Origin of the sequence: Methanolobus sp. ZRKC4 (assembly GCF_045291305.1) — an archaeon.
GTDB lineage: Archaea > Halobacteriota > Methanosarcinia > Methanosarcinales > Methanosarcinaceae > Methanolobus.
On the sequence record NZ_CP146983.1, the window covers coordinates 2,673,760 to 2,698,287 of the forward strand.

28 protein-coding genes are annotated in these 24,528 nt (G+C 39.3%); 12 read left to right on the top strand and 16 right to left on the bottom strand.

Annotated elements, in window-relative coordinates:
* Positions 1-27: 27 nt before the first annotated feature.
* Together V7O67_RS13035 and V7O67_RS13040 are read left to right on the top strand one after the other, a co-directional pair.
* Positions 28-549 (top strand): hydantoinase/oxoprolinase N-terminal domain-containing protein, encoded by a 522-nt coding sequence (locus tag V7O67_RS13035; protein ID WP_406670197.1) that lies wholly within the window; start codon positions 28-30, stop codon positions 547-549.
* Positions 510-1,958, top strand: coding sequence for a hydantoinase/oxoprolinase family protein (locus V7O67_RS13040; protein WP_406670198.1), 1,449 nt, complete (start codon positions 510-512; stop codon positions 1,956-1,958). Before V7O67_RS13035 ends, V7O67_RS13040 begins: the two co-directional genes overlap by 40 nt.
* Positions 1,959-2,076: 118 nt before the next feature.
* On the opposite strand, the gene mtaB is transcribed toward V7O67_RS13040, so the two are convergent.
* From mtaB to V7O67_RS13100, 12 genes are all read right to left on the bottom strand, one after another.
* Positions 2,077-3,462 (bottom strand): methanol--corrinoid protein co-methyltransferase MtaB, encoded by a 1,386-nt coding sequence (mtaB, locus tag V7O67_RS13045; protein WP_406657909.1) that lies wholly within the window; start codon positions 3,460-3,462, stop codon positions 2,077-2,079.
* Positions 3,463-3,474: 12 nt separating this feature from the next.
* Positions 3,475-4,236, bottom strand: coding sequence for a methanol--corrinoid protein MtaC (gene mtaC, locus V7O67_RS13050; protein ID WP_406657908.1), 762 nt, complete (start codon positions 4,234-4,236; stop codon positions 3,475-3,477).
* An 848-nt stretch (positions 4,237-5,084) separates the two neighbouring features.
* A complete protein-coding gene (locus tag V7O67_RS13055) occupies positions 5,085-6,215 on the bottom strand; it encodes a GTP-binding protein (protein ID WP_342304427.1) in 1,131 nt (376 codons plus the stop codon).
* A gap of 37 nt (positions 6,216-6,252) precedes the next feature.
* Positions 6,253-7,875, bottom strand: coding sequence for a methylamine methyltransferase corrinoid protein reductive activase (locus tag V7O67_RS13060; RefSeq protein WP_406670199.1), 1,623 nt, complete (start codon positions 7,873-7,875; stop codon positions 6,253-6,255).
* Positions 7,876-8,143: 268 nt separating this feature from the next.
* Positions 8,144-8,416, bottom strand: coding sequence for a hypothetical protein (locus tag V7O67_RS13065; protein WP_342304425.1), 273 nt, complete (start codon positions 8,414-8,416; stop codon positions 8,144-8,146).
* Positions 8,413-8,904 (bottom strand): hypothetical protein, encoded by a 492-nt coding sequence (locus tag V7O67_RS13070; protein ID WP_342304424.1) that lies wholly within the window; start codon positions 8,902-8,904, stop codon positions 8,413-8,415. The genes V7O67_RS13065 and V7O67_RS13070 overlap by 4 nt, the downstream gene beginning before the upstream one ends.
* The gene (gene feoB, locus V7O67_RS13075; RefSeq protein WP_406670200.1) at positions 8,894-10,891 is read right to left on the bottom strand and encodes a ferrous iron transport protein B; all 1,998 of its coding nucleotides are present in this window, start codon (positions 10,889-10,891) and stop codon (positions 8,894-8,896) included. The genes V7O67_RS13070 and feoB overlap by 11 nt, the downstream gene beginning before the upstream one ends.
* A gap of 70 nt (positions 10,892-10,961) precedes the next feature.
* Entirely contained in the window at positions 10,962-11,204 is a 243-nt protein-coding gene (locus V7O67_RS13080) for a ferrous iron transport protein A (protein ID WP_406670201.1), read from the bottom strand.
* Positions 11,205-11,388: 184 nt separating this feature from the next.
* Positions 11,389-11,874: a metal-dependent transcriptional regulator gene (locus V7O67_RS13085; RefSeq protein WP_342304421.1), complete on the bottom strand. Its 486-nt coding sequence runs from the start codon at positions 11,872-11,874 to the stop codon at positions 11,389-11,391.
* A gap of 137 nt (positions 11,875-12,011) precedes the next feature.
* Complete coding sequence (locus tag V7O67_RS13090; protein WP_406670203.1) at positions 12,012-13,154, bottom strand: pyridoxal phosphate-dependent aminotransferase; 1,143 nt, start codon at positions 13,152-13,154, stop codon at positions 12,012-12,014.
* 144 nt (positions 13,155-13,298) lie between these two features.
* The gene (locus V7O67_RS13095; protein WP_342304418.1) at positions 13,299-14,219 is read right to left on the bottom strand and encodes a mechanosensitive ion channel family protein; all 921 of its coding nucleotides are present in this window, start codon (positions 14,217-14,219) and stop codon (positions 13,299-13,301) included.
* A 374-nt stretch (positions 14,220-14,593) separates the two neighbouring features.
* The gene (locus V7O67_RS13100) at positions 14,594-15,532 is read right to left on the bottom strand and encodes a cache domain-containing protein (RefSeq protein ID WP_342304417.1); all 939 of its coding nucleotides are present in this window, start codon (positions 15,530-15,532) and stop codon (positions 14,594-14,596) included.
* A 279-nt stretch (positions 15,533-15,811) separates the two neighbouring features.
* Here V7O67_RS13100 and V7O67_RS13105 point away from each other — a divergent pair, with 279 nt between their 5' ends.
* Positions 15,812-16,756 carry an IS5 family transposase gene (locus V7O67_RS13105; RefSeq protein ID WP_342303665.1) on the top strand — a complete coding sequence of 315 codons (945 nt, stop codon included), beginning with the start codon at positions 15,812-15,814 and terminating at the stop codon, positions 16,754-16,756.
* Between the two features lie 98 nt (positions 16,757-16,854).
* Here the strand turns inward: V7O67_RS13105 and V7O67_RS13110 are convergent, their stop codons facing one another.
* The 3 genes from V7O67_RS13110 to V7O67_RS13120 all read right to left on the bottom strand — a co-directional run bounded on the left by V7O67_RS13110 (position 16,855) and on the right by V7O67_RS13120 (position 18,979).
* Positions 16,855-17,238: a PAS domain S-box protein gene (locus V7O67_RS13110; RefSeq protein ID WP_406670204.1), complete on the bottom strand. Its 384-nt coding sequence runs from the start codon at positions 17,236-17,238 to the stop codon at positions 16,855-16,857.
* 604 nt (positions 17,239-17,842) lie between these two features.
* Positions 17,843-18,307 carry a GNAT family N-acetyltransferase gene (locus tag V7O67_RS13115; RefSeq protein ID WP_342304415.1) on the bottom strand — a complete coding sequence of 155 codons (465 nt, stop codon included), beginning with the start codon at positions 18,305-18,307 and terminating at the stop codon, positions 17,843-17,845.
* 321 nt (positions 18,308-18,628) lie between these two features.
* Entirely contained in the window at positions 18,629-18,979 is a 351-nt protein-coding gene (locus tag V7O67_RS13120; protein ID WP_342304414.1) for a hypothetical protein, read from the bottom strand.
* 712 nt (positions 18,980-19,691) lie between these two features.
* Between V7O67_RS13120 and V7O67_RS13125 the strand changes: the two genes are divergently transcribed.
* From V7O67_RS13125 to V7O67_RS13155, 7 genes are all read left to right on the top strand, one after another.
* Complete coding sequence (locus tag V7O67_RS13125) at positions 19,692-19,850, top strand: hypothetical protein (protein WP_406670205.1); 159 nt, start codon at positions 19,692-19,694, stop codon at positions 19,848-19,850.
* A 513-nt stretch (positions 19,851-20,363) separates the two neighbouring features.
* Positions 20,364-20,504 carry a hypothetical protein gene (locus V7O67_RS13130; protein ID WP_342304413.1) on the top strand — a complete coding sequence of 47 codons (141 nt, stop codon included), beginning with the start codon at positions 20,364-20,366 and terminating at the stop codon, positions 20,502-20,504.
* Entirely contained in the window at positions 20,505-20,660 is a 156-nt protein-coding gene (locus tag V7O67_RS13135) for a hypothetical protein (RefSeq protein ID WP_342304412.1), read from the top strand. It begins immediately after the preceding gene.
* Complete coding sequence (locus tag V7O67_RS13140; protein ID WP_342304411.1) at positions 20,660-20,956, top strand: DUF5658 family protein; 297 nt, start codon at positions 20,660-20,662, stop codon at positions 20,954-20,956. The genes V7O67_RS13135 and V7O67_RS13140 overlap by 1 nt, the downstream gene beginning before the upstream one ends.
* Entirely contained in the window at positions 20,949-21,143 is a 195-nt protein-coding gene (locus tag V7O67_RS13145; RefSeq protein ID WP_342304410.1) for a hypothetical protein, read from the top strand. The genes V7O67_RS13140 and V7O67_RS13145 overlap by 8 nt, the downstream gene beginning before the upstream one ends.
* Positions 21,140-22,579, top strand: coding sequence for a hypothetical protein (locus tag V7O67_RS13150; protein WP_342304409.1), 1,440 nt, complete (start codon positions 21,140-21,142; stop codon positions 22,577-22,579). The genes V7O67_RS13145 and V7O67_RS13150 overlap by 4 nt, the downstream gene beginning before the upstream one ends.
* A gap of 81 nt (positions 22,580-22,660) precedes the next feature.
* Entirely contained in the window at positions 22,661-22,951 is a 291-nt protein-coding gene (locus V7O67_RS13155; protein WP_342304408.1) for a hypothetical protein, read from the top strand.
* A 21-nt stretch (positions 22,952-22,972) separates the two neighbouring features.
* On the opposite strand, the gene V7O67_RS13160 is transcribed toward V7O67_RS13155, so the two are convergent.
* Positions 22,973-23,461, bottom strand: coding sequence for a hypothetical protein (locus V7O67_RS13160; protein WP_342304407.1), 489 nt, complete (start codon positions 23,459-23,461; stop codon positions 22,973-22,975).
* A 132-nt stretch (positions 23,462-23,593) separates the two neighbouring features.
* On the opposite strand from V7O67_RS13160, the gene V7O67_RS13165 reads away from it, so the two are divergent.
* Both V7O67_RS13165 and V7O67_RS13170 read left to right on the top strand, forming a co-directional pair.
* Positions 23,594-23,959: a hypothetical protein gene (locus tag V7O67_RS13165; RefSeq protein ID WP_342304406.1), complete on the top strand. Its 366-nt coding sequence runs from the start codon at positions 23,594-23,596 to the stop codon at positions 23,957-23,959.
* Between the two features lie 285 nt (positions 23,960-24,244).
* Positions 24,245-24,481, top strand: coding sequence for a hypothetical protein (locus V7O67_RS13170; RefSeq protein WP_342304405.1), 237 nt, complete (start codon positions 24,245-24,247; stop codon positions 24,479-24,481).
* The last annotated feature ends 47 nt before the right edge of the window (positions 24,482-24,528 follow it).

The following is a 24,528-nucleotide window of genomic DNA, read 5'->3' on the forward strand; positions in this document are numbered from 1 at the left end:
TTTTTAATTTTAAAATGGAGATATATTATGCACTATAGTCTTGGGATAGACGCAGGAGGCACATATACGGATGTTATTCTGGTAAGAGATTCGGATGGTTCTGTGGTAGATTCTAATAAATCGCTTACGACATATCCTGATCTTGTGGTGGGCATCAGGAATGCGATTGATGGACTTGATTCGCAGTATCTTGAAAAGGTAAGTCTTGTATCCGTTTCCACTACTCTTGCCACCAACACTGTGCTGGAAGGTACGGGCAGCCCAGTAGCTCTGATTCTTGTGGGAGAACATCCAATTAAGGGCGAATTCCCGGCAGAACATGTGCTTTCAATTCCTGGTGGTCACGGTTTTAACGGTGAGGAAATTGAAAAACCTGATATTGGCGCAGTACGGAAATTTACTCAAAAGTCAAAAACGATGTTGCTGCCTTTGCGGTTTCTTCTTTTTTCAGTATTCGTAATCCTGAACATGAAAATACCATACGTGACATTGTTCATGAACTTACAGGGATGCCTGTGGTCTGCGGACATGAGCTTTCACAGGATTTAGGTGCATATGAGCGGGCTGTGACTGCAGCCTTAAATGCACAACTGTTGCCGATTTCTGATCACTTCATTAAGTCCGTGATGGAAGAGGTTGAACGAAGAAATATTGATGCAAAGTTGCTTATGTTAAAATGCGATGGTACTGTTGTAGGACTTAAGGATGCTCTGGAAAAACCAGTAGAGTCGATTTTTTCAGGTCCGGCTGCAAGCCTGGTAGGTGCATCTTACCTTTCAGGCTGTGAAACATGTGCTGTAATAGATGTGGGAGGAACGAGTACTGATGTCTCCGCAGTGTATGACGGAGTTCCTGAGTTAACAGATGCCGGCGCCACTGTTGGTAACTGGAGAACAAGGGTTCGGGCAACGAGGATGGAAACTTCGGCTATGGGTGGCGATAGTCATGTGTGGACATGCTCAAGAAAAATACATATCGGACCAAGAAGGGTAATACCTCTTTGTCTTGCTTCCTCTAAGTACCCCGGATTCCTGGAAAAATTGAAGAAAAACGTTGTTCCTATGAGAAGCGTGCTTGACAGGAATATCCAGCCCACAAAATTCTTCATGAGGTCAGGATTTGAAGCCATTGGTCTTAATGAGTCGGAAGCTGAGGTATACAAGGTAATTGGTGATGAGCCAATGAGCTTTAATGAAATCACCAGTTTGTCTAAAAAGCATCCCTCTACTATTATGATAGATTCTCTTATACATAAAAGGTTGATTCAGCCAGTCGGTTTTACACCAACAGATGCACTACATGTTCTTGGTGATTATACTTTATGGGATACTGAAGCATCAAAAGTAGGGGCGGATAAACTTAGGAATCTTTATAAGATGGAAATCCTCGAATTCTGCAATGAGGTAAAAGATATTGTGGCCAGAAATATGGCTTTCAATCTGATGTCCTATATTCTTTATGATGTTGAAAGATCAGGTATTAAAAAAATAGTTGATGGGCAGTTTCCCGCAAGATTCAAAATGGATGTTCCTGTCGTTTTGCTGGGAGGGCCAGTTAGTGCTCTATGTGAAGAGCTTTCTAAAGTGATTGATGCTGAAATTGTTGTTCCGGAGCATGCAGAAGTTGGGAATGCAGCAGGTGCACTTTTTGGCAAAGGAATAAAAAGGATTGAAATTTTCATAAGGCCGGTTTCGATTGCTGATCCCGGTGAGGGCTACTTGGCATTTTCCCCAATTGGAAGGAAAGATTTTGAAAAATATCATGATGCTGTAGGATATGCAAACAAACATGGGAAACATATGGTCCTTGAATATATGGGTGATTGCGGGGTAAGTAAGGAAAATCTTGAAATCAAAATTACAAAAAAGACCTTTTCACCAGAGGATTGGAAGCATGCTCCTCTTGAAACCACAATTACAATTTCAGGTGTGGGTTATCCTAAGAAGTTTATATTGTAATCTTTTTTTATTTGACTACAATTTTTCTTTTTTATATAAGTCTGAAAAACAGCATACTTTACAGTATGGATTTTTATTATTGGAAGTAAAAAAAAGAAAAAAGAGACAAGTTCTAGGCTTAGAACTTGTAGTTTGCGTCTGGTCTGAAGACTGCAACTTCTGCCTTGTACTTCTCGAGACTGTCACTCATGAAGGTGTCGGCTTCGTCGGTCATTGCATCGAGTGATGCCTTTGCGTCTGCAAGTGCATTAAGCTCGAACTTGGACATGACGAGTTTCTTGTTGTCTGCTGCATTGAGAATGTCGACACTGGCAATTGCTGCGTTCTTTGCACGGAGGTAAAGATCGTCTCCGTCCTTTACGATTGCCTCTCCTACCTTGTATGCGTTGTCGTATGCAAGGACGTATCCCTGTGGGTCTCTGTACTTGTCAGAGAGTACGAGGATGTCACGGAGCATCTTTGCGTTTCCGGTCTCGGTTGCAACATTGAGCATTGCTGCATCGTAGTTAAGGGACTCTGACCAGCACTGGACAGATGTACCACCGAATTCACCGTGGTATTCTACAGATTCGTTTGACCACAGGTCACAGCACTGCATGACAAGGTTACCCATTACATCAGCGTGTGCACAGGTTGAGGTCTTTCCTTCCTGTGAGATTGGGCATCCGGTGATGGACTTTACGATTGTGTTCTCGTATCCACAGTCCTTACCTGGACCCTGGGCACCTGCTTCATATCCTGCGAGTGTCCTTGGTGCGGAGATTGCCCTTGCGATGATTGCAATGGTGTGTGCAAGGTTCTTGTCGAGGAGACCACCTGCAATAAACATTGCAGTGTTTGCCTGTGCACAGTCTGTGTCACCAGCTGCAATTCTGCCTTTCTTGTCTGCGATCTTCCTGATGTCTGACCAGATCATGGTCATGTCAATTGAACCGAGGCAGCCAATTGCGTAAATGAGACCTGGAATGTCATTTCTGAGAATTGCGTAGTCAAGAATTTCCTTACCGCCCATGGTTTCGATGGACAGGAAATCAGCACCTGCTTCAGCGACAGCTTCGAATGACTCCATGAGTTTGTCATACTTTGCACCGATCAGTGCAAGAAGGTCACGGTCTTCACGGATGTCACCAGGTGTGTGTCTGAGACCACATTTGATTCCGTATTCTTCGTGGTATTCTTCAAGGATTGTCTTCTGTACGTGAGCGACTTCTCCTCCCCAGTCAGGGTTGTTGGTCATCTGCTCTACGTGTTCTGTCTCAAGTGATACTGCTGGGAAACCGATCTGTACAGCTCTTGCCATGATGTCGGTTGTAAGCCTGCGGTATTCTGAAACGAGTTTCTCCTTGGAGACACCGGCCTCAGGCCTTGGTGCGTAGTTAACTTCTGCTGTTACGTATCCAGCACCTACTTCTAAACCGAGTTCTGCCTTTACAGGGTAGACTGAGCTTCCGAAAATCATGTCGTCAGCAGCTTTGTATGCCATGTCAGTGTATCTTTTAACCATTTATCTCACCTCTTAGTGCTTGTGCATCATTTCCTTTAGCTGTGCAAGGCCTTTGCCTGCCAGTATTGCATCTGCCATCTTTGGTGCATCTGCTGCTTCTTCACCATATACTCCAAGTTCGTACTGGGTAACGAAGTCCTGGTTCACTGCACCGCCACCGCACTGGAATGGTATTTTAATTCCTGACTCGAGAAGTCTGTCATTGACTTCCTTGAATGCATACATTGTTGTTGTCATCAATGCTGTTCCGGTAAGCATCATTGGGCTTTCCTTCTTAACTGCTGCGATGACTTCATCGACTGGTACGTCACGACCGAGGTCAACTACATCGTATCCGCCTGCTCTGAGAAGAGCTGCTACGATTGTCTTACCGATGTCGTGTACGTCACCTTCTGCTACGTGGCATACAACCTTTCCTTTTGGCTCAGGTGCGGATCCGCCCTGGTCCTTACAAAACTCGATACCTTCGAGCATTGCATCTGCAGACATCATGACGTTTGGCAGGAAGATGACACCCTGGTCGTATAAATCTGTCACTATTTTCATACCTGGCATAAGGACGTCGTCGATAAGTGCAATTGGGTCTGCTCCACCCTCGATTGCTTTTTCGAGACCTTCGATTACGTCATCTTCTTCCCCGTCAAAGATTGCAGCGGAAATTGATTTTGCTGGTTCTGCACTTGGGTACATCTCAGCTGCCATCTGTTCAGGTGTCTGTGCTTTCTCTTTCTGCACATTGTACCTAACTAAAATTTTGCTTGGGTCTATATCCATCTATTCTACCTCCTAGTATCTAGATACTTCCTGCCACTTGTCATACGTTCAAGTGAAGTATGCTGTAAAGCAGCAGATGGTTATCCGTTGGCTTATGACTTTGTATGATATAGCAAAAGTCTCCACAACTGTTTGCTAATTAATCTTTAGTCATTGGCTAACTTCATATTTCCACACAAGCACTTATTCTAGACAGATATATAAACTTAACGGTTTTAGTATTTTATAATAAATCACAAATACAAGTGCGGTATATATTTTTACACAGTACTACCTGTTTTCTGTTTTTGTTACGTATTATGGTTCTAATATCTGATTATATTTATACAGTATATGCTTTACTTATTTGTTTTATTTATAATTAGGTGGTAAAAAAACATGACTGTACCAGTTAGTTTTAAATAGTACTGGTTGTTTTTGTCATTTTCTTGTATGTAAGTAAAGTTTGCTTGTTATTCTATTTTTTATGTATTTATTAATATATTTAATTAAAAAGTGAAACAATATAATTTATTCGTAAAAAATGCGGAATAACTTTTCTAATTATTCTTGTTTTTCCATTATTTTTAGAATCATAACTATTTCTTAATCAATTGTTAACCGTTTGATTTAAGTATCGTCAAAAGTCGAAGTATACATAGTGGATTTAAGAAAATCTACAAAAAATGTGCCTTTCATCTGTTTATGCGTAATACTTATATAATATTTCACAGCAGCGCAGATTTCCTCTATTTGTTGATAATACCATCCTGTTTTTGATCTATCAACAAGGGAATAATTATCCCTACGCAATTTAAAAAAATAAAAAAAGAAGGTACAGGCTTTATTTGAGCAAACCTGTATCGTAATCAATTGTTATTGATTATGTCAATTGGCTGTGGGTGCCCATGGGCATGATCATGCTTATGTGGCTTGTTGTGCTTGAAAGTGATCTTATTGTCATTTAGCTTCTCTGAAATAGTGTCATTTACTACACCTACAAGCTTTTCATGGTCAATGCTCGAAACCGCGGAGAGCACTTTAAGTCGGGGCATATCTCCAGTTACATCGATCACTTCCATTGTCACGTCCTGATCATAAGCAGTAAGGTTTGTCTTTACGGTATTTGAATCAGATTCTATGAACAACTTGATATGACCCACAAATTCCGGACTCAGCTCGATAACTTTTGATTTGATAGTGTCCATTATCTCAGTTGCAATGTTTTGTGCAAGTTCGGTGTTAATTCTATCATTTATAGAGTACTCTGTGGCATAACTGGCTATCCCAGATGCCTCAATAGAATTAAGTGTTTCTTCTACCGGTTTACCTGTTACCTCATCGATAATTTGGGTATCAGGGCTGGTAGTATGGAATTCATGCATTGCTCGATTTTCAGGGACCTCGGTCATTGCAAGTTTCACAAAGTTGTCCCAATGTTCATCTTTCTTGGATGCGGAAAGCAGTACCACCTTTGCCTTAGGGTTCAGTTGTTGCACGGATGCTTCAATGATAGGGATACGAATCTCATCGATGAGGTCTATCTTATTAATACCCAATATTTCAGCATCGATTATCTGACGCATGGCAAAATTCTTTGCTTCTTTCATCAACTGCTTGAATCTGCTACCATCTATAAGTGTAACAAGAGGCTGAACAGTAGCACCCTTCAGCTCCATTAACTCAACATCGTTCTTGATGACTTCAGGGAATGCGATCCCGGTAGGTTCTACAAGTACGATATCCGGATTGTAATCCCTATAGAGGAGGGTCATTGTGGCTTTCATACTAACCTTAAGAGTACAACAGATGCATCCGTTTGTTATTTCTTGCATATCAAGACCGTACTTGGAGATGACATCCCCATCAAGACCTACTTCACCGATCTCATTAACAATGATTGCCACCTTATGACCGGCATCACTGAATTCCTTACCCAATCGTATAATGGTTGATGTTTTTCCGCTACCTAAAAATCCGCCTACTACAAGTACTTTCATATTTTTTGCCTTCTTTTAAAAAATTAAAAAAAATAAATTATGCTGATTGCTCCAGCACAGTAAGGTTCTCCCACTTGAATTTATCTTTCGGGCATGCGTTGATACATCTCTTGCAGTTCGCACCGTCGCAGAGATCTGATCTTATCATAACAAGACCTTCATCATCCACGGTGAGGGCATCAGTGGGACAAACTTTTGCGCACTTCTGGCACTCGGGACATTCAACTCTCATGGTAAGATAGGTACCAACTTGCTCAAGCACATCGAGTCCTTCTTCACCAAGAACGGGTATATCTCTCTCCACTCGTTTGTCTACGCTGGTAGTTTTTTCCGGGAGATCAATCAGAGGAAGTCCCTTCTTTTTAAGGAATTTCTTGAGCATCTTGAAAGGCATCCCTTCCGTCCAGTAAGATATTTCCTGTATGTATGCTTCCTTGAAACCAGGGTCAGTTGCAAACATGACGTGATTGCTTACAATTCTTGAAGCTATCTCCTGAAGTTCCCACAACCTGTCTTCCGAGAGAAGTACTTCTTTTGCGACAATCAGTGAAGTGTTACCAATCTGTATGACTTCATCAACATTGAAAGGCACCATGCCTATCTGGTGCGCCTTGACAGCGTCCATATATGTTCCTGCGGCACCTGACATGTACGCTTTCTTAACGTCTGCCATCTGTATGCCTGCAGCGTTGCAAAGTGCAAGGTGTCCGGCACGTATGGCACCGATAGCTAGTCCGGCTTCCTGGACATCACTCTCGAAGAACTTCACCTGGTCCTGAAGATACAATATGTGGTCCGGGGTATTAATCTTCGGAAGTTGTATTACCTCATTTTTAATAGCAGCATCAAGAACTGCAATAACGCCTGTTCCGGTGATTCCCTTTGCACTGATGGTGTGATCTTCTATCACGTCTCCACTCTTAGGGTCAACAAGCTTTCCCTTAACGGTGTTCATTTCGTCATCAAGCACATAATTACGCAGGTAGTTATTCTCGAACTCTACATCGGAGATAACAAATGGAGATGCCAGTTTCCCGTGTTTTATCTGCTGACCTTCCAGTGCAGGGCCTGCTGCAGCGGAGCCTGTGTAAATTGTTCCTTCATGGATCAGTGCCATTTCTGCATTGGTTCCGTAATCAGTAGCTATTGCAGTTTCCTCTGTATCAAGGAAACCGGATTTTATGATAAGGGCAAGTGCATCGGCACCCACTTCGTGCCTGATGGCAGGCGGTACGACAAGCTTGGCATTCGGGTAAACTTCAAGACCGGTAATCTCAGAGCATTCAACGATGCGCGCATCTCTGTTCTCTTCCTTGATGTTTAGTTTTTCTTTTTTCCTTTCCCCGGCGTAAGCAAGATCATCTATGGGAATTCCCTGGAAAATTGAAAGCTGTATAGGATTACCGCAGATCGCCATTCTTTGCAGTTCTTCAGCTTCTATACCTAATGCCTCAATGACTTTTCTCACGGCATTTACATGAAGTCCATGAGCACGCTCAAGACCATATGTGATTGCAAAATCAAGATGGTCCATTACGTTTGCACCTGGAAGTGGATTACGAAGGGTTATGACTGTTTTATGTATTTCCCCGCTGTCAAGGTCGATTTTCTGTGCTCTTATGCCACTGGTTCCTAGATCAATTGCAACTCCTGTTCTCATATGAATCCCTTTTATATCCTTTTAAAAATTAATACCGTACTATCTGTGTCCGAACTTAAAAATATATGTTGCGGTAATTTTAGTCTCTTATTATCATTATTTAAACTGATTGAAGTACATATCGAAACCGCTAAATTTCCACAGTACTATGGTCTATTTTCTTTATGATTGAATATATCTAAAAACATCAGAAAATACTATAATGGGTACAGCCTGATTCTTCAACTTCATTCATTATAATAGAATACAGTCGACACTTGTTGAATATTCAGCTGCGGCATATCTTTTCACCTTTTTTGGTCAATTGGTATGCTTTCCCTGTAAAGTCCCCATTATTGGTTGAACATGCAGATGCCGCAGAGCATGAGCAACAAGTGGATGACTTTGGTCCTGAATTGTTGCAGACTTCAATGATATAACCCATATGTTCCAGCATAATGAGCCTATCTTTGATGCTACCCTGGTCAATACCAAGTTTTTTTGCTGCTTCCTGGAATGTGCAGTTGTCAACAAAAAGACTTCCCAGTGTTTCCCTTATCATTTCAACAACCCTCCTTCAAACATGTCTTTCCATTTGCTGAATGCAAGCAGTGGAAGGAGTGCCAGATATATTCCCGGTCTTAGATCGCTTAGAGGTGTCCAGCCTATGTAGTCCTCATTTTTAATAACGTATGCTTCAAGCATGTTTCCTGTGCTTACAAGCATGTATATTGTTGCAAAAATAAGTGCTATCAGGACGCCTACGTAGGCATAGGATACACCTTCATATACTCCCTGACGCATTTCCATAACGCCGTATATGAATACCGTTCCTATTAGCAGCAGGACAAATGCGCCTATGGTGTCAGCAGGTATGAATAATACATCCGTAAATGGGATGTGGGTATTCGGGCCCATAAGAATCCTGCCCAATCCTGCTGACAACTGAAGCAAGCCTAAAATGATATATAAGGAACCTGTGATCATGGAAAATATCATTGCTGACCTGGTGTCTGGTTTATCGCTTACACTCTCCCTGTTAATAGCCAAGTAACCTTCCTCCCTGGTAAATTATGAATGCTGTGATCCATGCTACGCCGATTCCGTATATTATCGCGAATACTGTCCATTTCCATGAGCCTGTTTCTTTTTTGATGACTCCTACAGTTGCAATACAGGGCATATATAGCAAACTGAATGCCATTAAGCTAAGTGAACTGAGCGCAGTGATCCCGGAGTCTGCCAGGAGCCTCTCACTAAGTACTTCTGAACTATCACCTGATCCATAAAGAACTCCCATGGATGCCACAACAATTTCTTTAGCGACCAGTCCGAATATGAGTGCAACTGATATCTTCCAGTCAAAACCCAGAGGCTTGAGAAATGGTTCAACTGCGTGACCCAGACTGCCAACATAACTATCCTCGCTTCCGTATTCCACACCCCACGGGAAAGATGCCATTACCCAGATAACCACAACACCCACGAGTATGATGGATCCTGCTTTTTTTATGTACATGAAACCGTTGTCCCACATGTGCATAACACTTGCCTTAAGGGTCGGGACGCGGTATGGGGGAAGTTCCATTATAAATGGTGCCGGTTTCCCCTTTACGATAGTTTTCCTGAGTAGTTTTGCAGATATGATCGCAATAACAATACCTAATATGTACATTGCAAATATGACAGTTCCTGCCTGTCTTCCAAAGAATGTGCCTGCGAACAACACATATATGGGTAGTCTGGCTCCACAGGAAACGAACGGTACTATAAGTATAGTAATAAGCCTGTCCTTTTCATCCTCTATACTTCTGGCAGCCATGATAGCTGGTACATTGCAACCGAATCCCATAAGCATGGGTATGAATGACTTGCCGTGCATGCCTATCTTGTACATCAATTTATCCATGATGAATGCGGCTCGTGCAAGGTAACCGCTACCTTCAAGCAGCGATAAGAGGAAAAATAATATGAAAATATTCGGAACGAATACGAGTACTGCCCCGACACCGCCAATAATTCCATCACCCACAAGTGATGCCAGCCATTCGGGTTGAAGACTGGAGGATATGTAGTTAGCGAACCACGTGGCCGTGATGTCTATCATATCCATGAAAGGTGTCGCAAAGGCAAATGTAAGTTCGAATGCACCCCACATTAATGCTAGAAATATTGGGATGCCAAGATATTTGTTAGTTAGTACCCTGTCAATCATGTCGGATTTAGTCAACGTATCATTGGCTCTGGTACACATTTGGGGGAAGATCATATTGATTGCAAGATAACGCTTGTCAGCTATTTCAGCTTCATATTCTTCCTGATCGATTGCATCAATGATCTCTATTGTCCTGTCATATACTGGACTGTTGGAAATCTTCTCCCTGACATTGTCATCACCTTCAAGAAGACGTATGCTTACCCATCTTAGGGGATATCTTTTATCGCGTTTCTCATCCTCACTTAATACCTTCTCAATTTCAAGGATCTTGTCTTCTATCTCATTACCATATCCAATTTCATGGCCGTGATGCGGTTCTATTTCTTTTTGTTCGATAACTTTGTCCAGAAGCTCACAAATACCTTTTTTCTGGGTTGCGACGGTCCTTATTATGGGTGTTGCAAGAAGCTCCTGCATCTTATCAATGTAGATACGGTCTCCTCTTTCCTCGGCAAGATCGCACATGTTCAGAGCAATGATCATCTCTGTTTCAAGTTCCATCAACTGCGTTGTAAGATAGAGGTTTCTTTCCAGGTTAGAGGCATCTACAATCTGGATTACAATATCGGGTTTTTCTTCAATGATAAAGTCTCTTGCAACGATCTCATCCATAGAATAGGCTGTCAGGCTATATGTTCCCGGCAAATCGATGATCTCTATTTCATAACCCTTGTATATTCTGGTACCACTTTTTTTCTCAACAGTGACGCCAGGCCAGTTACCGACATGTTGCCTTGAGCCGGTAATCGCATTAAAAAGAGTTGTTTTTCCTACATTGGGGTTACCGGCAAGGGCTATCTTTATCTCCCTGTCTTCCATGGAGCGATCCTCTGAGAATAGTTATAATATATGTGCCGTCATCTCTAAAAGATTCGGTAGAGATCCCGGATCAAAGTCTATTAATAAAGATCTGTCTCGCTTCATCTTTTCTTATTGAAAGGTTGTATCCCTTTATCCTGAATTCTATAGGATCGCCAAGTGGTGCTTTTCTAATGAGCTCGACTTCCGAGCCTGCAACCATTCCCATATCAAATAGTTTTCTTCTGGCAGGCCCTTTCACACGCACCTTTGTAATCCTGGCTTTCTCTCCGGGTTTAAGCGTGTCAAGTGTTGTCTCCTGAATATCGAGCAAATTATTCCCTGTCCTTTTTGATGATAGCAGTAATCCATTTTTTTTATATTTAGTAATTTCGCATTACCTAATTTGTTTCTGTATGCAAAAAACATAAATCATGTGTACTTTCAATTGTGCTTGTTGAACAGCTAATAAAAAAGTTTATGCGAAAAATGACAGATAAGTAAAGTTCGGTTCTGATCTATTCTTTTCTTTTTCCATGAACCGGGCAGGTATCCTTTGCAGCCGGGGTACAATTAATATACTCGCCTGTTTCGCGGTAGTGGCTGAAGTGGTCAAGCCAGTACGGTCCATCTTCCTTCATAGTCATGAATTCGACGAACTTGGTGAGTATCTCAAAGGTTTCAGGAGTGAGCACATGCTCTATTTTGCAGGCATCATGGTCTGCAATCTCTTCATTTAGACCGAGAATTTGTAAAAAGTCCCTGATGACACTGTGTTTTTCCATGGTACATTTTGCAATTTTCTCTCCTTCAGGGGTAAGTGTGACTCCGCCGTATTTCTCGTAATTGATATACCCCATCTTGGTGAGCTTCTTGAACATCCCTGTGACACTGGGTGAACTAAGTTCAAGCTCCCTTGATACGTCCTTAACCTGTGCATAGCCTTTTCTTTCAATTATCTTCTCGATTACTTTCAGATAATCTTCGGTTCTCTCAGTTGTCATGTAAAAAACTACCTTTTTTTGGGATGCCTATTCTTGTTAGTGAAATGAGATATAGGTTGTATATAAGTATGTCTATACTCTTCACCAACAGTGTGGTTTATTTTATAGGGTACTATCTCTGGAAAAGCCTCTTTCATCTACTTTTTAAGATATGCTTCTAACCTTTCCATGCCTTCTTTTATATTTTCAAGACTGTTTGCGTAGGAGAAGCGCAGGTAACCCTCCGCTCCATCGCCAAAGTCTATTCCCGGTGTTACTGCGACACCTGTATCTTCCAATATCCTTTGGCTGAGTTCAAGGGAATCTTCGCCGAATTTACGGGCATCAGCAAGTATGTAGTATGCACCTTTGGGTTCGCTTTTGACTTCCATGCCTGCCTCAATGATCCTTTTTAAAAGATAGCGGCGTCTTTTGTCATAAGTGGAAACCATTTTCTTTACATTATCCTGAGGACCACGGAGGGCTGCAATTCCTGCATATTGAACAAAGGTATTGGTGGATATGAAAAAGTTCTGCTGCATTTTCTGCAGTGTCCTTATGTGTTTTTTTGGGGTGATTAGGTATCCAAGTCTCCATCCTGTCATTGCATAAAGTTTTGAGAAGCCATTGAGTACGAAAGCGTTTTCTGTGTACTCAAGAATTGTATGATCTTCTCCTTTATACACAAGTCCCTGGTATATCTCATCGGAAATTATTGGAACTTTTCCGGCAACTTTTGCAAGTTCTCTAAATGTTGCTTCAGGCAGGACCTGACCTGTTGGATTGGATGGTGAATTGATAAGTATCGCTTTTGTTTTCGGATTGATGTGTGCGGCAATTTCATCCGGCTGTAACATGAAGCCATTTCCTTCATTGGTATAAATGAAATCAGGTACTCCTCCTGCGGTTGTTACAAAGTTGGGATAACATGCGTAATGCGGATTTGACATTATGACTTCGTCACCGGGATCAATAAGTGCCATGAACAGTAAAAGCATTGCAGGACTAGTGCCTGATGTGATCATCACTTGTTCAGGAGTGATATTTACGTCGAACTTATTTTTGTAATTCTCTACAATAGCCTGCCTTAGTTCAAGCAGACCCTGGCTATGGGTGTATTTAGTGTTCCCGGTACACATAGCTGATGTTGCAGCTTCGCAGATATGTGGTGCAGTAGGAAAATCGGGTTCCCCGATCTCAAGATGGATTATATCTCTGCCTTCTCTCTCAAGTTCCTGTGCTCTTTCCAGTATCTCCATAACGTAAAAAGGCGGAATGTTTTCAACTTTTCTGGATAACATGGTACTCATCATTGCTAAGAATTATAAGTTCAGGATTGAGTCACAGCAATAAAAGATTTTTGTTCACATAGGAACACTGGTAAAAAAAGAAGCTGGCAGGAATGTGCCAGCAATGTGTATCTATTTTTTAAATGGTTGTTTTATCTACTTCTTTGCTTTTGCATACTCAACCAGAGCTTCCTTGATTCCCCACTTGAAGGCTACAACAACAGCAAGTCCCCAGGCAAGTGGACCAACAAACAGGTAGAAGATGCTTGTGTCTATGAGCATTGCATCAAGAGCAAGCATTATCACAACGAATGCAAGGAATCCGCGAAGAGCCGGAATCCATATGTTACTTCCTTCGACATTCATTTTCTCAAGCATGCTTCCCATGTAGTCTGCAAAGAGATCAATAGCCAGTAGTCCTATCAGCAGTATTATTACTCCTGCAAAGAGATTTGGCAGGTAGTTCAGGATTGATTCTATAACTGCTGCTATCATGTAAAGTTCAAGGATATTAAGAGCGGCTGTGATAAATATAAGGTAACCAAATGCCCTTACGATCCCGGATATGATTCCCGAAATCGTCATATTACTTGAACTCATTGCGCTTCCAAAACTTGTCTTTGATATATGCTCGTCAAGCCCGGATGCAACCAGTACATTCTTTATAAGGTCTGCAAAGAAATCAACTATTAGCAGTCCGATTATAAGTATTACTATCGCAGAAAGTATCAGTGGTACATAGAGTATTATCGTTGTGATAAAATCTGCAACTATCTGGATGTTTAGAAGATCTATGATTATGACTGCAAATATCAAGTAGATGAACCACCTTATGGCAGCTTCAAAGAATTCTACGGTTGTGATCTGCGTTCGTGATATCATTTTTCCTATAGATGTCTTGTCTATCAGTTCGTCAAGCCCAATCTTGTCAAGTATCTTCGATCCTATTTTTCCAATTGCCTTTCCAGCTATCAGTCCAATGATCAGCAGTACTATAACTGCTATTAAAGTAGGAAGGAAAGCTATCAACTGGTCTATCATAGTGTATACACTATCCATTATCGGCATTGTAGCCATATTTTCACCCCATATGTTTGTTCTGTGCCGGAATATTTCCGACTATAACCCCGTTTTTATAGAAACATCTCTTTTTAATTCGTAACTATTCAGCCTGATAAAAACGCTATCAATAACAATCTTGACAAAAAGTTGAAACGTAAATTTCATTAGGATCATTTATTTTGATTGTTGCTATTGATTGCTTTTTTGATTGTTAGATTGTTAGTGAGCAGACATCTCTATTTCGATGAAATCAGTACCAATAGGCAAATCGTGCCAGGCTGAATAGTTACAATAAAATAAAATAAAATAAAATGCTATCAAATTGACCACAATAAAGATAGCACCAAATAAAGATCAAAATAAATCCACTAAAAAAGTAGAGTGAAAAATCACTCAAATATTACCTCATTCTCCGCTGCCCATGCAGGCTGGTCTATAGCTAAGAACTCAAGATCAACATCCCCGGTGTTTTCCGTATGCTGCTTTGAGTTTGCAGGTATGAGGACAAGTTGCCCTTCACTTAGCTCAAACGGTACATCTTCTATATAGAGCATACCTTCACCTGCAAGAACATAATATACCTCAGGATTCTTCATCAGGTGAAGCTCAATGGAACCGCCCGGTTTTATCATTACATGAGCAATACTGTAATCCACATCCAGGTCCCTGTCAACCATTGCCGGATGGAGAACATTACCAAGAGAAACATCTCCAAAGCGCACGAAATGTTCATCGCTTCCATCTTCAAGGATGTTGCTGTAAACATAGTCATCTACATAAAGACCGGAATGCACGAGGTATGTCTGGTTACCGATAGAAGTCCTCTTGACAAATGCGGACTTCTTGGAAGGGGTAGTCTCGCCTGGTCTTGGCCAGTAGTAATTTACCCATCCCTCTCCTTCTTCGCTTAAAGCAGTGTCAATGAACATTCTGCCTAAAGGCTCACCATTATAATCTTCAAGATCGAGCACACTTTCCCCCTCACCGCTTACTTTTGGAGGGAACACAATACGTATTCCTTCAGTATTCCAGACGGTGATGTAAGAATCATTGTGATACCACGGGCTGTCCTTTTCCCTGAAATCATCAAATGCCAGCTCTCCTTTTTCATCTATTAACTCAATAGCAGAATTGACCAGTGACATCCTGTTCTCTTTCTGGGATAATAGTTCGTTCTGATCGTCTTCAATTATTTGATCTAATGTTTCATCGACCTGTTCACTATGATCATCATCTGTGGATGTGTCATCAAACTGGACACAGCCAGCAGCCACCACCAACAGTGCAGCTATCAAAAGAATACAAAGTACTTTCTTAAAACCATTCACAATATAACACCTGCTAAATTAGATACAAACATGAAATTAATAATCTTAATTATAAATTACAAACTATACTAATTGTTTAATGCTATATTTAACTTGCCAATTATTTAAAAGAGATGAGATAATTACATTCGAAACGTCTTAACTGTACCTTTTTCATTTTTGCAAATAACCTTGACCCTCAAAGCAACTTAATTCATATAGATGAGGATTTCGATAAACTACCATCAATACCCATACAATTTAATAAAATATAAATAATAGCAAAGCAAATTTACTATTATGGATTCTTTTACTGATTTTGCCTTAAATGAAGAATATAAGCGTCTCCAATCTGTCGGAGATAAGCTTGCTGAAATTGAATATTTAGTAGATTGGAAGCCTTTTCGCCCTATTCTGGAGTCAATGTACATAAACAGAACAGCTTCAGGCGGACGGCCTGAAGCTGATGTTATTGTAATGTTCAAGATGCTTGTTCTGCAACAATGGCATGGTCTTTCTGATGCTGAGCTTGAAAAGCAGTGTATTGACAGGATATCCTTTAGGAAATTCCTGGGATTTCCTGAATATGTACCAGACAGTACAACTGTCTGGTCATTCAGGAAGAGAATTATCGACAATGGTAAAGAAAAAGCGGTGTGGGATGAAATGCAGAATCAGCTTGATGCTCTTGGTTTGAAGATTAAAAAAGGAATGATCCAGGATGCAACTTTTATTCACTCAGATCCAGGACATGCAAAAGCAGATGTACTCAGAGGAAAAGATGCGAAAACAAGAAGAAGCAAAGATGGAACCTGGACTAAGAAAAATGGTAAATCTCACTTTGGATACAAACTTCATACAATTATTGATAAGGATTATGAACTAATCAGAAGATTTGAGACAACAACTGCATCACTTCACGATTCACAGGTTGATCTGTCTGAAAAGGGTGAAGTGGTGTATAGAGATAAAGGATATTTTGGAGCAATAGCAAAAGGTTTTGCAGCAACAATGCAACGAGCTGTAAGAGGACATCCTTTAGGAATAATGGATATCCTCAGAAATGAAAGAATAAGTGTGAAAAGAGTCCCTTGCGAAAGAGTGTATGCAGTGACAAAAGAAATATTTAAAACCAGAAAGGTTCTTGTTACAACTGTAGAAAGAGTGAATGCAAAAATGTTGATGACAGCTTTTTGTTTTAATCTGCATCAATTGAGGACACTAAAAACCAAAGGAGTAATTTAGGATAGCGGGAGCTATACTAAAAATAAGGATTAATGAAGAGAAATAAACAAAATGATAAAAAATGAGAGGATATAATTGAGTTTGAATACTTTAATGATCTAAAATGAGGGAATATCGAAATCCTCTTTAATTATTAAGGGGTTGGTATAAACATCGACGTTACGTGTAGAACCATCTGCAATCTGGTGCTCAGATAAAAAGTGAGCCTGATTATCATTTTTTGCTTTTTCGATCTCAGCTATAACTTCCTGTCCAGGCAGAGTACTGATGTCGAATATTCTTCTGCAGGTAATCTCTTCACGGGACCATCCATAAAAGTCACATGCGGCGTTATTTGCATCTACAATGTCCAGACTGACAGGATCTATCAGCAACATAGCCGCATGATTATTTTCAAACAATGCCCTGTATCCGGAAGGGTTGCTGCTCATTTCTTCACATGTCGGTTTGCATTCATCATTTTTCATAATTGCCCCTTTCATGGCTAGTGTTCATCAGTTCTATAGCATGATCATTTTTTTATTTAAGGCATTAAATCGAATGTAAACTGCACCATCATTGTTTGTGACCATTTCTCAGACAGGCATATTTTATAATGTGGTTCAACTGATTAACAGTTACTCATATTGTAAAGCACAACATTAATTATATTTTCTTTATTCCAAATACAACTACCATTCTTTAATTAATAATCATTTGCATTTATTTACTACTTTAAGCAGATACAAACTGATTTTTCAGATTATCTATTCAAATTTTTATCAAAAATGTATTTAACGAATGAGATGAAAGGTAATTATCTCTGGCTGGCTGGTTGCTGGTTCTCGGTAGAACTGCCGTGACTTCTCCAGCCATGAAAATTATGAATCGATCAAATCTTCAATCTTAATTTCATAGTAACTATTCAGCCTGATAAAAACACTATCAATAGCAATCTTGACAAAAAGTTGAGACCTACATTTTATTAGGATCATTAATTTTGATTGTTGCCATTGATTGCTTTTTTGATTCTTAGGTTGTTAGTGAGCAAACATCTCCGTTTTGATTAAATCAGTATCAATAGGCTAATTGTGGTAGGCTGAATAGTTACATTTCATAAATATATTCATGGATGTCTTTCTTATTTGCCTGATCAAATAACTCAAGTTCATCAATTTTGTTTATTTGCAACCCGCTATCTCCTGCGAATCTCAAAAAAGCACCAAAACTTGAATTGTTTTCCGGGTCAATTGACACCTGTATCGACCTGCTGCCTAAGCTGACAGCAGCTTCAACCACGGTTTTAATAAGTTGTGATGAAAGTCTCTTTTTCCTATGCTCTGGTGAAATCCCAATTTGCCATATATAGAATACATCTGGTTTTGAACTACTCTTTACTCCTGATACATATCCCACAATCTCATTATTTTCTTCTACAACAAAACATGTGTTATCAAAGTACCTGGCAAGCACCCAATAAGTAAAAGTCGAATGCTGATCAAGCGGCTTACACAACGATATAAATTTCTCGATCTTAGTTACATCCTCTTCTCTTATTTTTCGAATATTCATTTCATCGGTCTCCATGAGTGTTTTTGTTTGTTTGTATGTCTTTCTATCTGTAAATTGTGATGGATGTGCGATAAGGGCAGAAGTAGTATTTGATTAAGAATGGATATGCACGAAATTTACCAAGGACAGAGTTCGCACATTATTCTATATGCCAATTAATCTTGGCGGGATGATGAAAAGGCTTGACAGAAAGGTACAGGGATATGCAAAAGTGGTGCGAGGATTTTGAAAAACATGCAGATTAACAGGTATTTGAAATAATGAAATGGTTCATGTGGTACAAAACCTGCCCAAAATGTGCAAAGAAAAAGTAACTGGATATCACAACAGATGATGAATCAGTGATATCAGGTACGAAGTGTTCTGACCGCATTCATCTACCATCTGTGGTCTGATACCCTTAACACCAGATATGTATTTGTTATACTTGCTCGCAACGCATTTGAATTGATTGAAATCGATATGTTTCTCTGCCTTAATATCTGATGATTTCTCGTGCATCTTGGCAACGTCTACAACGATTTGCTGTTCTTCAACTCTAGCATTGAAGTACTTGTCATTCTTCCTGGGTTTTATGCCAACCGTAAGAAAATCACTGCCTTCTGGACTTAGTTGTTCTAACACGTTCTTCCATGATTTTTCCATATCACTAAAATTTTTTGTTTCGTTCATATCAATAACCTTTACGTATACAAATTTTGCAATAGGTGTACTTAGTTCTTTTCATATGGCTTCTATATGAAGCTAAAAGCTCGAATCATAATGAAACCAATTGGCCATAATCTAAGCTTTGAGAGCTTCTGTGATTATCTTTGAAACCGATCACACTCCTTAACACCTTAGCAAATTCCAGATTATTCTCAACAAGCTCCCTCAATCCATAGAGATATCCGATCTTCTCTTTTCAATATCCTTAGATGCTTCAATGGTCAGAGTCATTTCACAAGAATAACAATAAGCACACGTAGGATTATTCATGGTCTTACATCTCGTACAAATAACAGGCTTTAAAGTCTTGGTTTTGTCTTTGATAATATCACAATCTTAAACAGTATTTCAAAGTTTCTGCTATATCCAATATTGAAAAAAGTAAGCCTCTTGAAGTATTTTTGTCTAAAGGCTATAAGCCCATAAATCAATTATGCACTATGGACTTTACAATCACAATCTCAAAAAAATATTTCTGGGCTTGATGAAAAAGATGTGATACTAATATTCAGTTAATCAAAAAGTTTGTTAAACAATGTGATATTGAAGGCATGACCTATTTTAGGAATACGAGTTTATGGATTGTTTTTAGTATAGATCGTTCCAGCTAAAATAAAGGGTAATTGTCGTACAAATGGCGAACAAATATTTATAAAGTTTGATACATATTACTTTTATGGATAAAGTAATAAGCGAATTGAACAAACTTCCATTTGGTGAGAAGCACTTTTTTGGATCTTATCTCGTTGAACGTGTTTCTGAAGACAAATTCTTAGTTAATGGTTCTGATATGGATCTTATTGGGGCAGCTACGTGGATCTTATCTGAAGATTAAAACCGTGAGGCTGATGAGCTCTGCATGGTAATGGATATTTTACAATATATAGCTGAAAAAATTGTAAGATAAGAATTAAAGAGTTTTGTACCCGAAAAAGAAGTAAGCCCCTGGAGAGCCCATACATATCTATCTAACTCTTTTTATTACTTTCACTTTGCTTGCTTAACTTATTTTACCTGTAGGCTCAATAAGCGAGTTAGGCTGTGGTGGTGCATCTGCCTGATGAAAGGCAGTTTCAAGTTAGTTAGGCTTGAGGACCACAGCCTAATTAATAGTTAATTAGAAACTTATATATATAGTTACTTTATCAATTAATTGTTGTTCGATTAGTTACCGAACTTATCCGGGTAGTTACCGGGTAATAAATGAGGAAGGTGCATAAAAGATGAAAGAAAATACAAGAAGTGAAACTGTTTTTAGTATAGATCATAAACTCCATAGCGCAAGCTCTCCCCACGGCCAAAGGTTACAATGTAACCATAGTGTATTTTCTGCCGTGGGGGTGCTCTCTTGATTGCAGATTGTTCCCGTAAGGTAGCAGGCATAATTTACGATTCAGAAAAAGAACTCATCGACAACGATGCAAAGTTTGGTTCTGATTGGGATAAACGTGTAGCAAGGACTATACAACATCTTGCAGGAGTCCTTTAAATGTCCCGTCTTTTCCTTCGTCCTTTCGGACAGGATTCCACAACTAAAGAAGAGATTGTTTGCTGTGTTGCTCCTGGCATCTTCAAAACATCCTCTGGAAATAGAATAGTTATTCCATATTTCCAATCTAATCTTAAAACGGGGGTGTCTGCTTAATGTCATTTCTAAAAGACATCAAACTCCCTGTTCTCCTTTTTATCATAGGGGACACCATCACCACTATCTACGCACTGCAAACCGGCCTATTCTACGAAGGAAATCCAGTGCTATCTTACTTATTCAATTCTTATGGTATCCTTTCACTCATTCCCCTAAAGCTCGGCTTCATGTTCCTTCTATACAAGGTCTATAAAATTGCTGAGCGTCCATACTGGAATATTACCCGTTATGCAGTGTCCTTCATTGGCCTTCTTGCAACAGTAAGTAATACGGCGGTGGTCCTTCATGGCTAAAGCAAAATATCGCCTTCGGGATAATAACGGTAGTGGCCTTTGGGTCACTATTCCCTCTGAACTTGCCTTTGCCCTTGGTCTGCGTGACCTTGAAGGTAATCTCAAAGTAGATTGTGTCCGTTTCGAGCTTGGCTATGATGATTCCGGCTCATACGGTATAGTTCGTCCGGTTATAGATCAAGGATGAAATTCGCTGAACCCATTACTCATGAGTTCGGCTGTTTCTTCCATATAACAGACCTGGACTTCTATTATACAATGGTTAGTTACTACTCTAACAACGTTACTGATAGCTATAATCACTATATCAAAATAGGCGAGCGCAATTTCAAATTATTCTCTAAACCCGGTGGGTTAATCAATCCCAAAACTAAAAAATTAGCATTCGAATATTATATTCAGTGGAAAGCTAAAGATGGTGCAAGTAAATGCAATTACACTATTAAACCGTTGTTTGGTCCGGGTACTAAAACAAAAACAGGAAAGATTCTTAATCTTCCTTCTGTGGGTGCTCAGATTCATATCCAGTCCTCTTATATTGACCTTGACGAACACTTTGATATCATCTTTGAACTCATGGATTTCTTAGGAGCTTCACGCTTCCAACACATGATAGACCGCTCACGTTCTCGTATCTATCAAATGGCTCGCCATGTCCGTTATCATGAACGACATGAGCATGATATGGTAGGTGTCCTTCAGGCAATAGAAAACGAATCGTCCATGCGTGGTGATTCTAAACTCGTTAAAAATTTAACATCCGGTAAATACGACATGTATAAACTGGATGATCCTGATTTTTCAGCAGCCAATATTAAAACAGAATATCACCACAGCGTCAAATCCTACCGTATTCTCAATTTCCTTGATCGTCGTCCTGAGGACCCTCTAAGACATCCTAAACTCGAAGTCTTCCTTAAATCAGCTACAAGTCAAAACCCTTCTATTTCAGAATTTCTATCACTAAAAAAAGACCTTGACCGGCTCTTATTTTCTCTTCTTAAGTTCGTATCTCCAATCGAATATGTATCAGATAATTACTTTGATTCTGAAAAGGTCTTTGAATATCGTTATGATCTCCCTAAATGGGACTACAATAATCAATCTTCTCAAGATGAGAACATCGACTTTGGTAAGAATATGCAGGCTATCAAAGCCCTCGCATTTATTGCCCTTCAATCTGAAGGATGCGCAGACTTCCGCGACATCCAGGAACAAACAGAAATCCCGGAGCGTTCCCTCTGGCGTTATATCAATTACTGGCGAACTGAGGGAATCCTCGATACTGTCCGGGAGCACTGTACTAAAGTATTTTTCAAAACAAAACGTGTATGGGAGTCCGTTAAAGACCCTCTTATAAATCTATGTTCATCATTAAATCTAGGTTTCAAAAAGATATTTGGTAATGTTTTTGTAGATTCTGGTGTCATTCGTCCTTTTAAGGAACGTAATAAGAACCTGAAACCTATCAAACCCAAACGTTATCCTGATCTTGAACCCTTGGTTGTTGATACTTATCAGCAGTCTAAAAGACTTGCAAAGGAACTTAAAGACCTTGGCATTACTCGTAAGATTGCTGTAAGATCTAATCATAATACTGTGAGGTATAGTCGTGTTGTTTGAAGAGCGTAAGCTATGGGATTTGAATAGATTTATGAACAAACTTAGGGTTTCCAAGAACCCATAATAAAGGAAGTGTGAAACGTGGTTAAGAGATCTCGTCAGGATGAGGAAGAAGTCAGATATTTTTTAAGATCGGCTGGATGTGCTCATACTCTTGATGGGATCCCAATTCCTAGTTTTTGTTCAGTTCTTGAGAGATACACTAATGTTTATGGTGCTCTGCTAATCGGAAATGAATTAAAAGCTAATTCGAGAGCAGCAGCTTATTTTAAAAAATATCCTCTCAAGATGGAAACTATATATAAGGCAGATCAACCAGTGCCTAAACAACTATCATTATCTGAATTTGTTCAGTCTGGTGTAACTGCCTAAACCCCATAATAAAGGAAGTTTTTAATTCATTTCCTTTTCAAGTTCATTCTTTAATTTTTTAATATCTTCATTGACACACTCATATAGTTTATCGTAATGCTTGTGATGATCTTCGTCCCTAGTGGACTCGTTTTTATGTATTATTTCTAAAACTTCATCGAGACTATTTTGTGTTTCAGTATGCAATGCATGTCCTCGATTTTTCACAACCGTAGTGAATATTGGATTGTTACCCATCAGAAACCTGTTGTTTATAGGTTCGGCTCTTCGCAACTCTCTCTTATTTTTTCCTTTTTCTGGTACATTGAAAAACATATATTCCAGTAAATATTTTAAAGGGTAATAAAACTCATAAAGCTGGTTTTTAATTAAAGAAACTTTTCTGTCTCTCTTTGATTCTTTTAATATTCTATTTGTTGTCACTGCATAATATGCAGTTATACCAACTAAAACCATTGTTGATGATGCTAAAATTATCTGGGTCCATAGTGTAAGATCAGTATTATTCATATTGAATCAACAGAAGTAGAATTTGTCAACATAAATACTCTCGCGGTTTTTTTAACAGTTGACATTATCCTAAACCGCCAAATAAAGGAAGTGATTTATAAGAATCTGTCATAAGTGCACTGGATGGGAAACGTGGATAACTCTGATTCAAAAAAAGAAGTACGTTTGGCTTTGGCTGGAATAGCTATAGGTGCATTATTTAGTTTGATTGGTAATTTCTTGGTTACTTCATCATATAGATATTTTAATGATTCGTTAACTATGTATGATGATGGAGCTGTTTTTTACTTCTCGCTTATTGGTTTTCTTGGCTTGATCGCACTTCTTTATTTGCTAGTTTTCTGGCCATGGCTTAGTCCTCGATTGCAGCAATTAGTTTCTGTTTTTACTTCCTTCCGATTACCTAAATGGGATTATTTTCAAATTGTAATCATCTCGTTTATAATTTTCTTGATAATGATTTTACATTGTATTGCCTGTGGAGTTACTATTCCGTAATTGCCAAGTAAAGGAAGTTATCCATATAATGCATGTTTTATAGCTAAACAGAATATATTTATAAAAATAAATGCCGCTAATAATATAATTAAATTGATAGCTACTTTTTTCAGTGCTTTGTTGCTTAAGTCCATAGATATCTAAAAGTTTTTATTGATTATAAGTTATCCTAAACTGCCAAGTAAAGGTAACAAGGATGAAGATAACCCATAATAAAGGACACTATGAAGGATTAGTCCAATATACTTTTAAAAATATCTGACTGATAGTTTGAGTGCAGTGCAAATGGCTGCTACAAGCTTGAAAGATGGTAAAAAGTGGTTTTTAGTAGCTGCTATAAATGTTTTTTCAGCATCCTGGGCGTATACATTCTTTTTAAATCCGTACCCATCAAAGGGAAAAAACAGCATGAATATGGGAGAAAGGGGATCATTACTTGAAAAAAGAGTACCCGCTCCTGAACAACATGAAAGAAAAATTTTCAGATATATTCTGGATGGTAGCGCTCTCTGTACTGCTTGATATAGAAACTTCACCGAAATAAGCGTATCCAACAAATACAACTACTG

Bases quoted from the DNA above. Each gene is read 5' to 3' on its own strand.
- V7O67_RS13085 (WP_342304421.1), bottom strand. From the start codon at position 11,874: ATGACAACTGAGAGAACCGAAGATTATCTGAAAGTAATCGAGAAGATA.
- feoB (WP_406670200.1), bottom strand. From the start codon at position 10,891: ATGGAAGACAGGGAGATAAAGATAGCCCTTGCCGGTAACCCCAATGTA.
- V7O67_RS13135 (WP_342304412.1), top strand. From the start codon at position 20,505: ATGTCCCGTCTTTTCCTTCGTCCTTTCGGACAGGATTCCACAACTAAA.
- V7O67_RS13065 (WP_342304425.1), bottom strand. From the start codon at position 8,416: ATGATAAGGGAAACACTGGGAAGTCTTTTTGTTGACAACTGCACATTC.
- V7O67_RS13035 (WP_406670197.1), top strand. From the start codon at position 28: ATGCACTATAGTCTTGGGATAGACGCAGGAGGCACATATACGGATGTT.
- V7O67_RS13115 (WP_342304415.1), bottom strand. From the start codon at position 18,307: ATGAATATTCGAAAAATAAGAGAAGAGGATGTAACTAAGATCGAGAAA.
- V7O67_RS13090 (WP_406670203.1), bottom strand. From the start codon at position 13,154: ATGTTATCCAGAAAAGTTGAAAACATTCCGCCTTTTTACGTTATGGAG.
- V7O67_RS13055 (WP_342304427.1), bottom strand. From the start codon at position 6,215: ATGAAAGTACTTGTAGTAGGCGGATTTTTAGGTAGCGGAAAAACATCA.
- V7O67_RS13095 (WP_342304418.1), bottom strand. From the start codon at position 14,219: ATGGCTACAATGCCGATAATGGATAGTGTATACACTATGATAGACCAG.
- V7O67_RS13145 (WP_342304410.1), top strand. From the start codon at position 20,949: ATGGCTAAAGCAAAATATCGCCTTCGGGATAATAACGGTAGTGGCCTT.
- V7O67_RS13150 (WP_342304409.1), top strand. From the start codon at position 21,140: ATGAAATTCGCTGAACCCATTACTCATGAGTTCGGCTGTTTCTTCCAT.
- V7O67_RS13160 (WP_342304407.1), bottom strand. From the start codon at position 23,461: ATGAATAATACTGATCTTACACTATGGACCCAGATAATTTTAGCATCA.
- V7O67_RS13140 (WP_342304411.1), top strand. From the start codon at position 20,660: ATGTCATTTCTAAAAGACATCAAACTCCCTGTTCTCCTTTTTATCATA.
- V7O67_RS13060 (WP_406670199.1), bottom strand. From the start codon at position 7,875: ATGAGAACAGGAGTTGCAATTGATCTAGGAACCAGTGGCATAAGAGCA.
- V7O67_RS13040 (WP_406670198.1), top strand. From the start codon at position 510: ATGCCTGTGGTCTGCGGACATGAGCTTTCACAGGATTTAGGTGCATAT.
- mtaC (WP_406657908.1), bottom strand. From the start codon at position 4,236: ATGGATATAGACCCAAGCAAAATTTTAGTTAGGTACAATGTGCAGAAA.
- mtaB (WP_406657909.1), bottom strand. From the start codon at position 3,462: ATGGTTAAAAGATACACTGACATGGCATACAAAGCTGCTGACGACATG.
- V7O67_RS13110 (WP_406670204.1), bottom strand. From the start codon at position 17,238: ATGAAAGGGGCAATTATGAAAAATGATGAATGCAAACCGACATGTGAA.
- V7O67_RS13170 (WP_342304405.1), top strand. From the start codon at position 24,245: ATGGCTGCTACAAGCTTGAAAGATGGTAAAAAGTGGTTTTTAGTAGCT.
- V7O67_RS13120 (WP_342304414.1), bottom strand. From the start codon at position 18,979: ATGAACGAAACAAAAAATTTTAGTGATATGGAAAAATCATGGAAGAAC.
- V7O67_RS13125 (WP_406670205.1), top strand. From the start codon at position 19,692: ATGGATAAAGTAATAAGCGAATTGAACAAACTTCCATTTGGTGAGAAG.
- V7O67_RS13105 (WP_342303665.1), top strand. From the start codon at position 15,812: ATGGATTCTTTTACTGATTTTGCCTTAAATGAAGAATATAAGCGTCTC.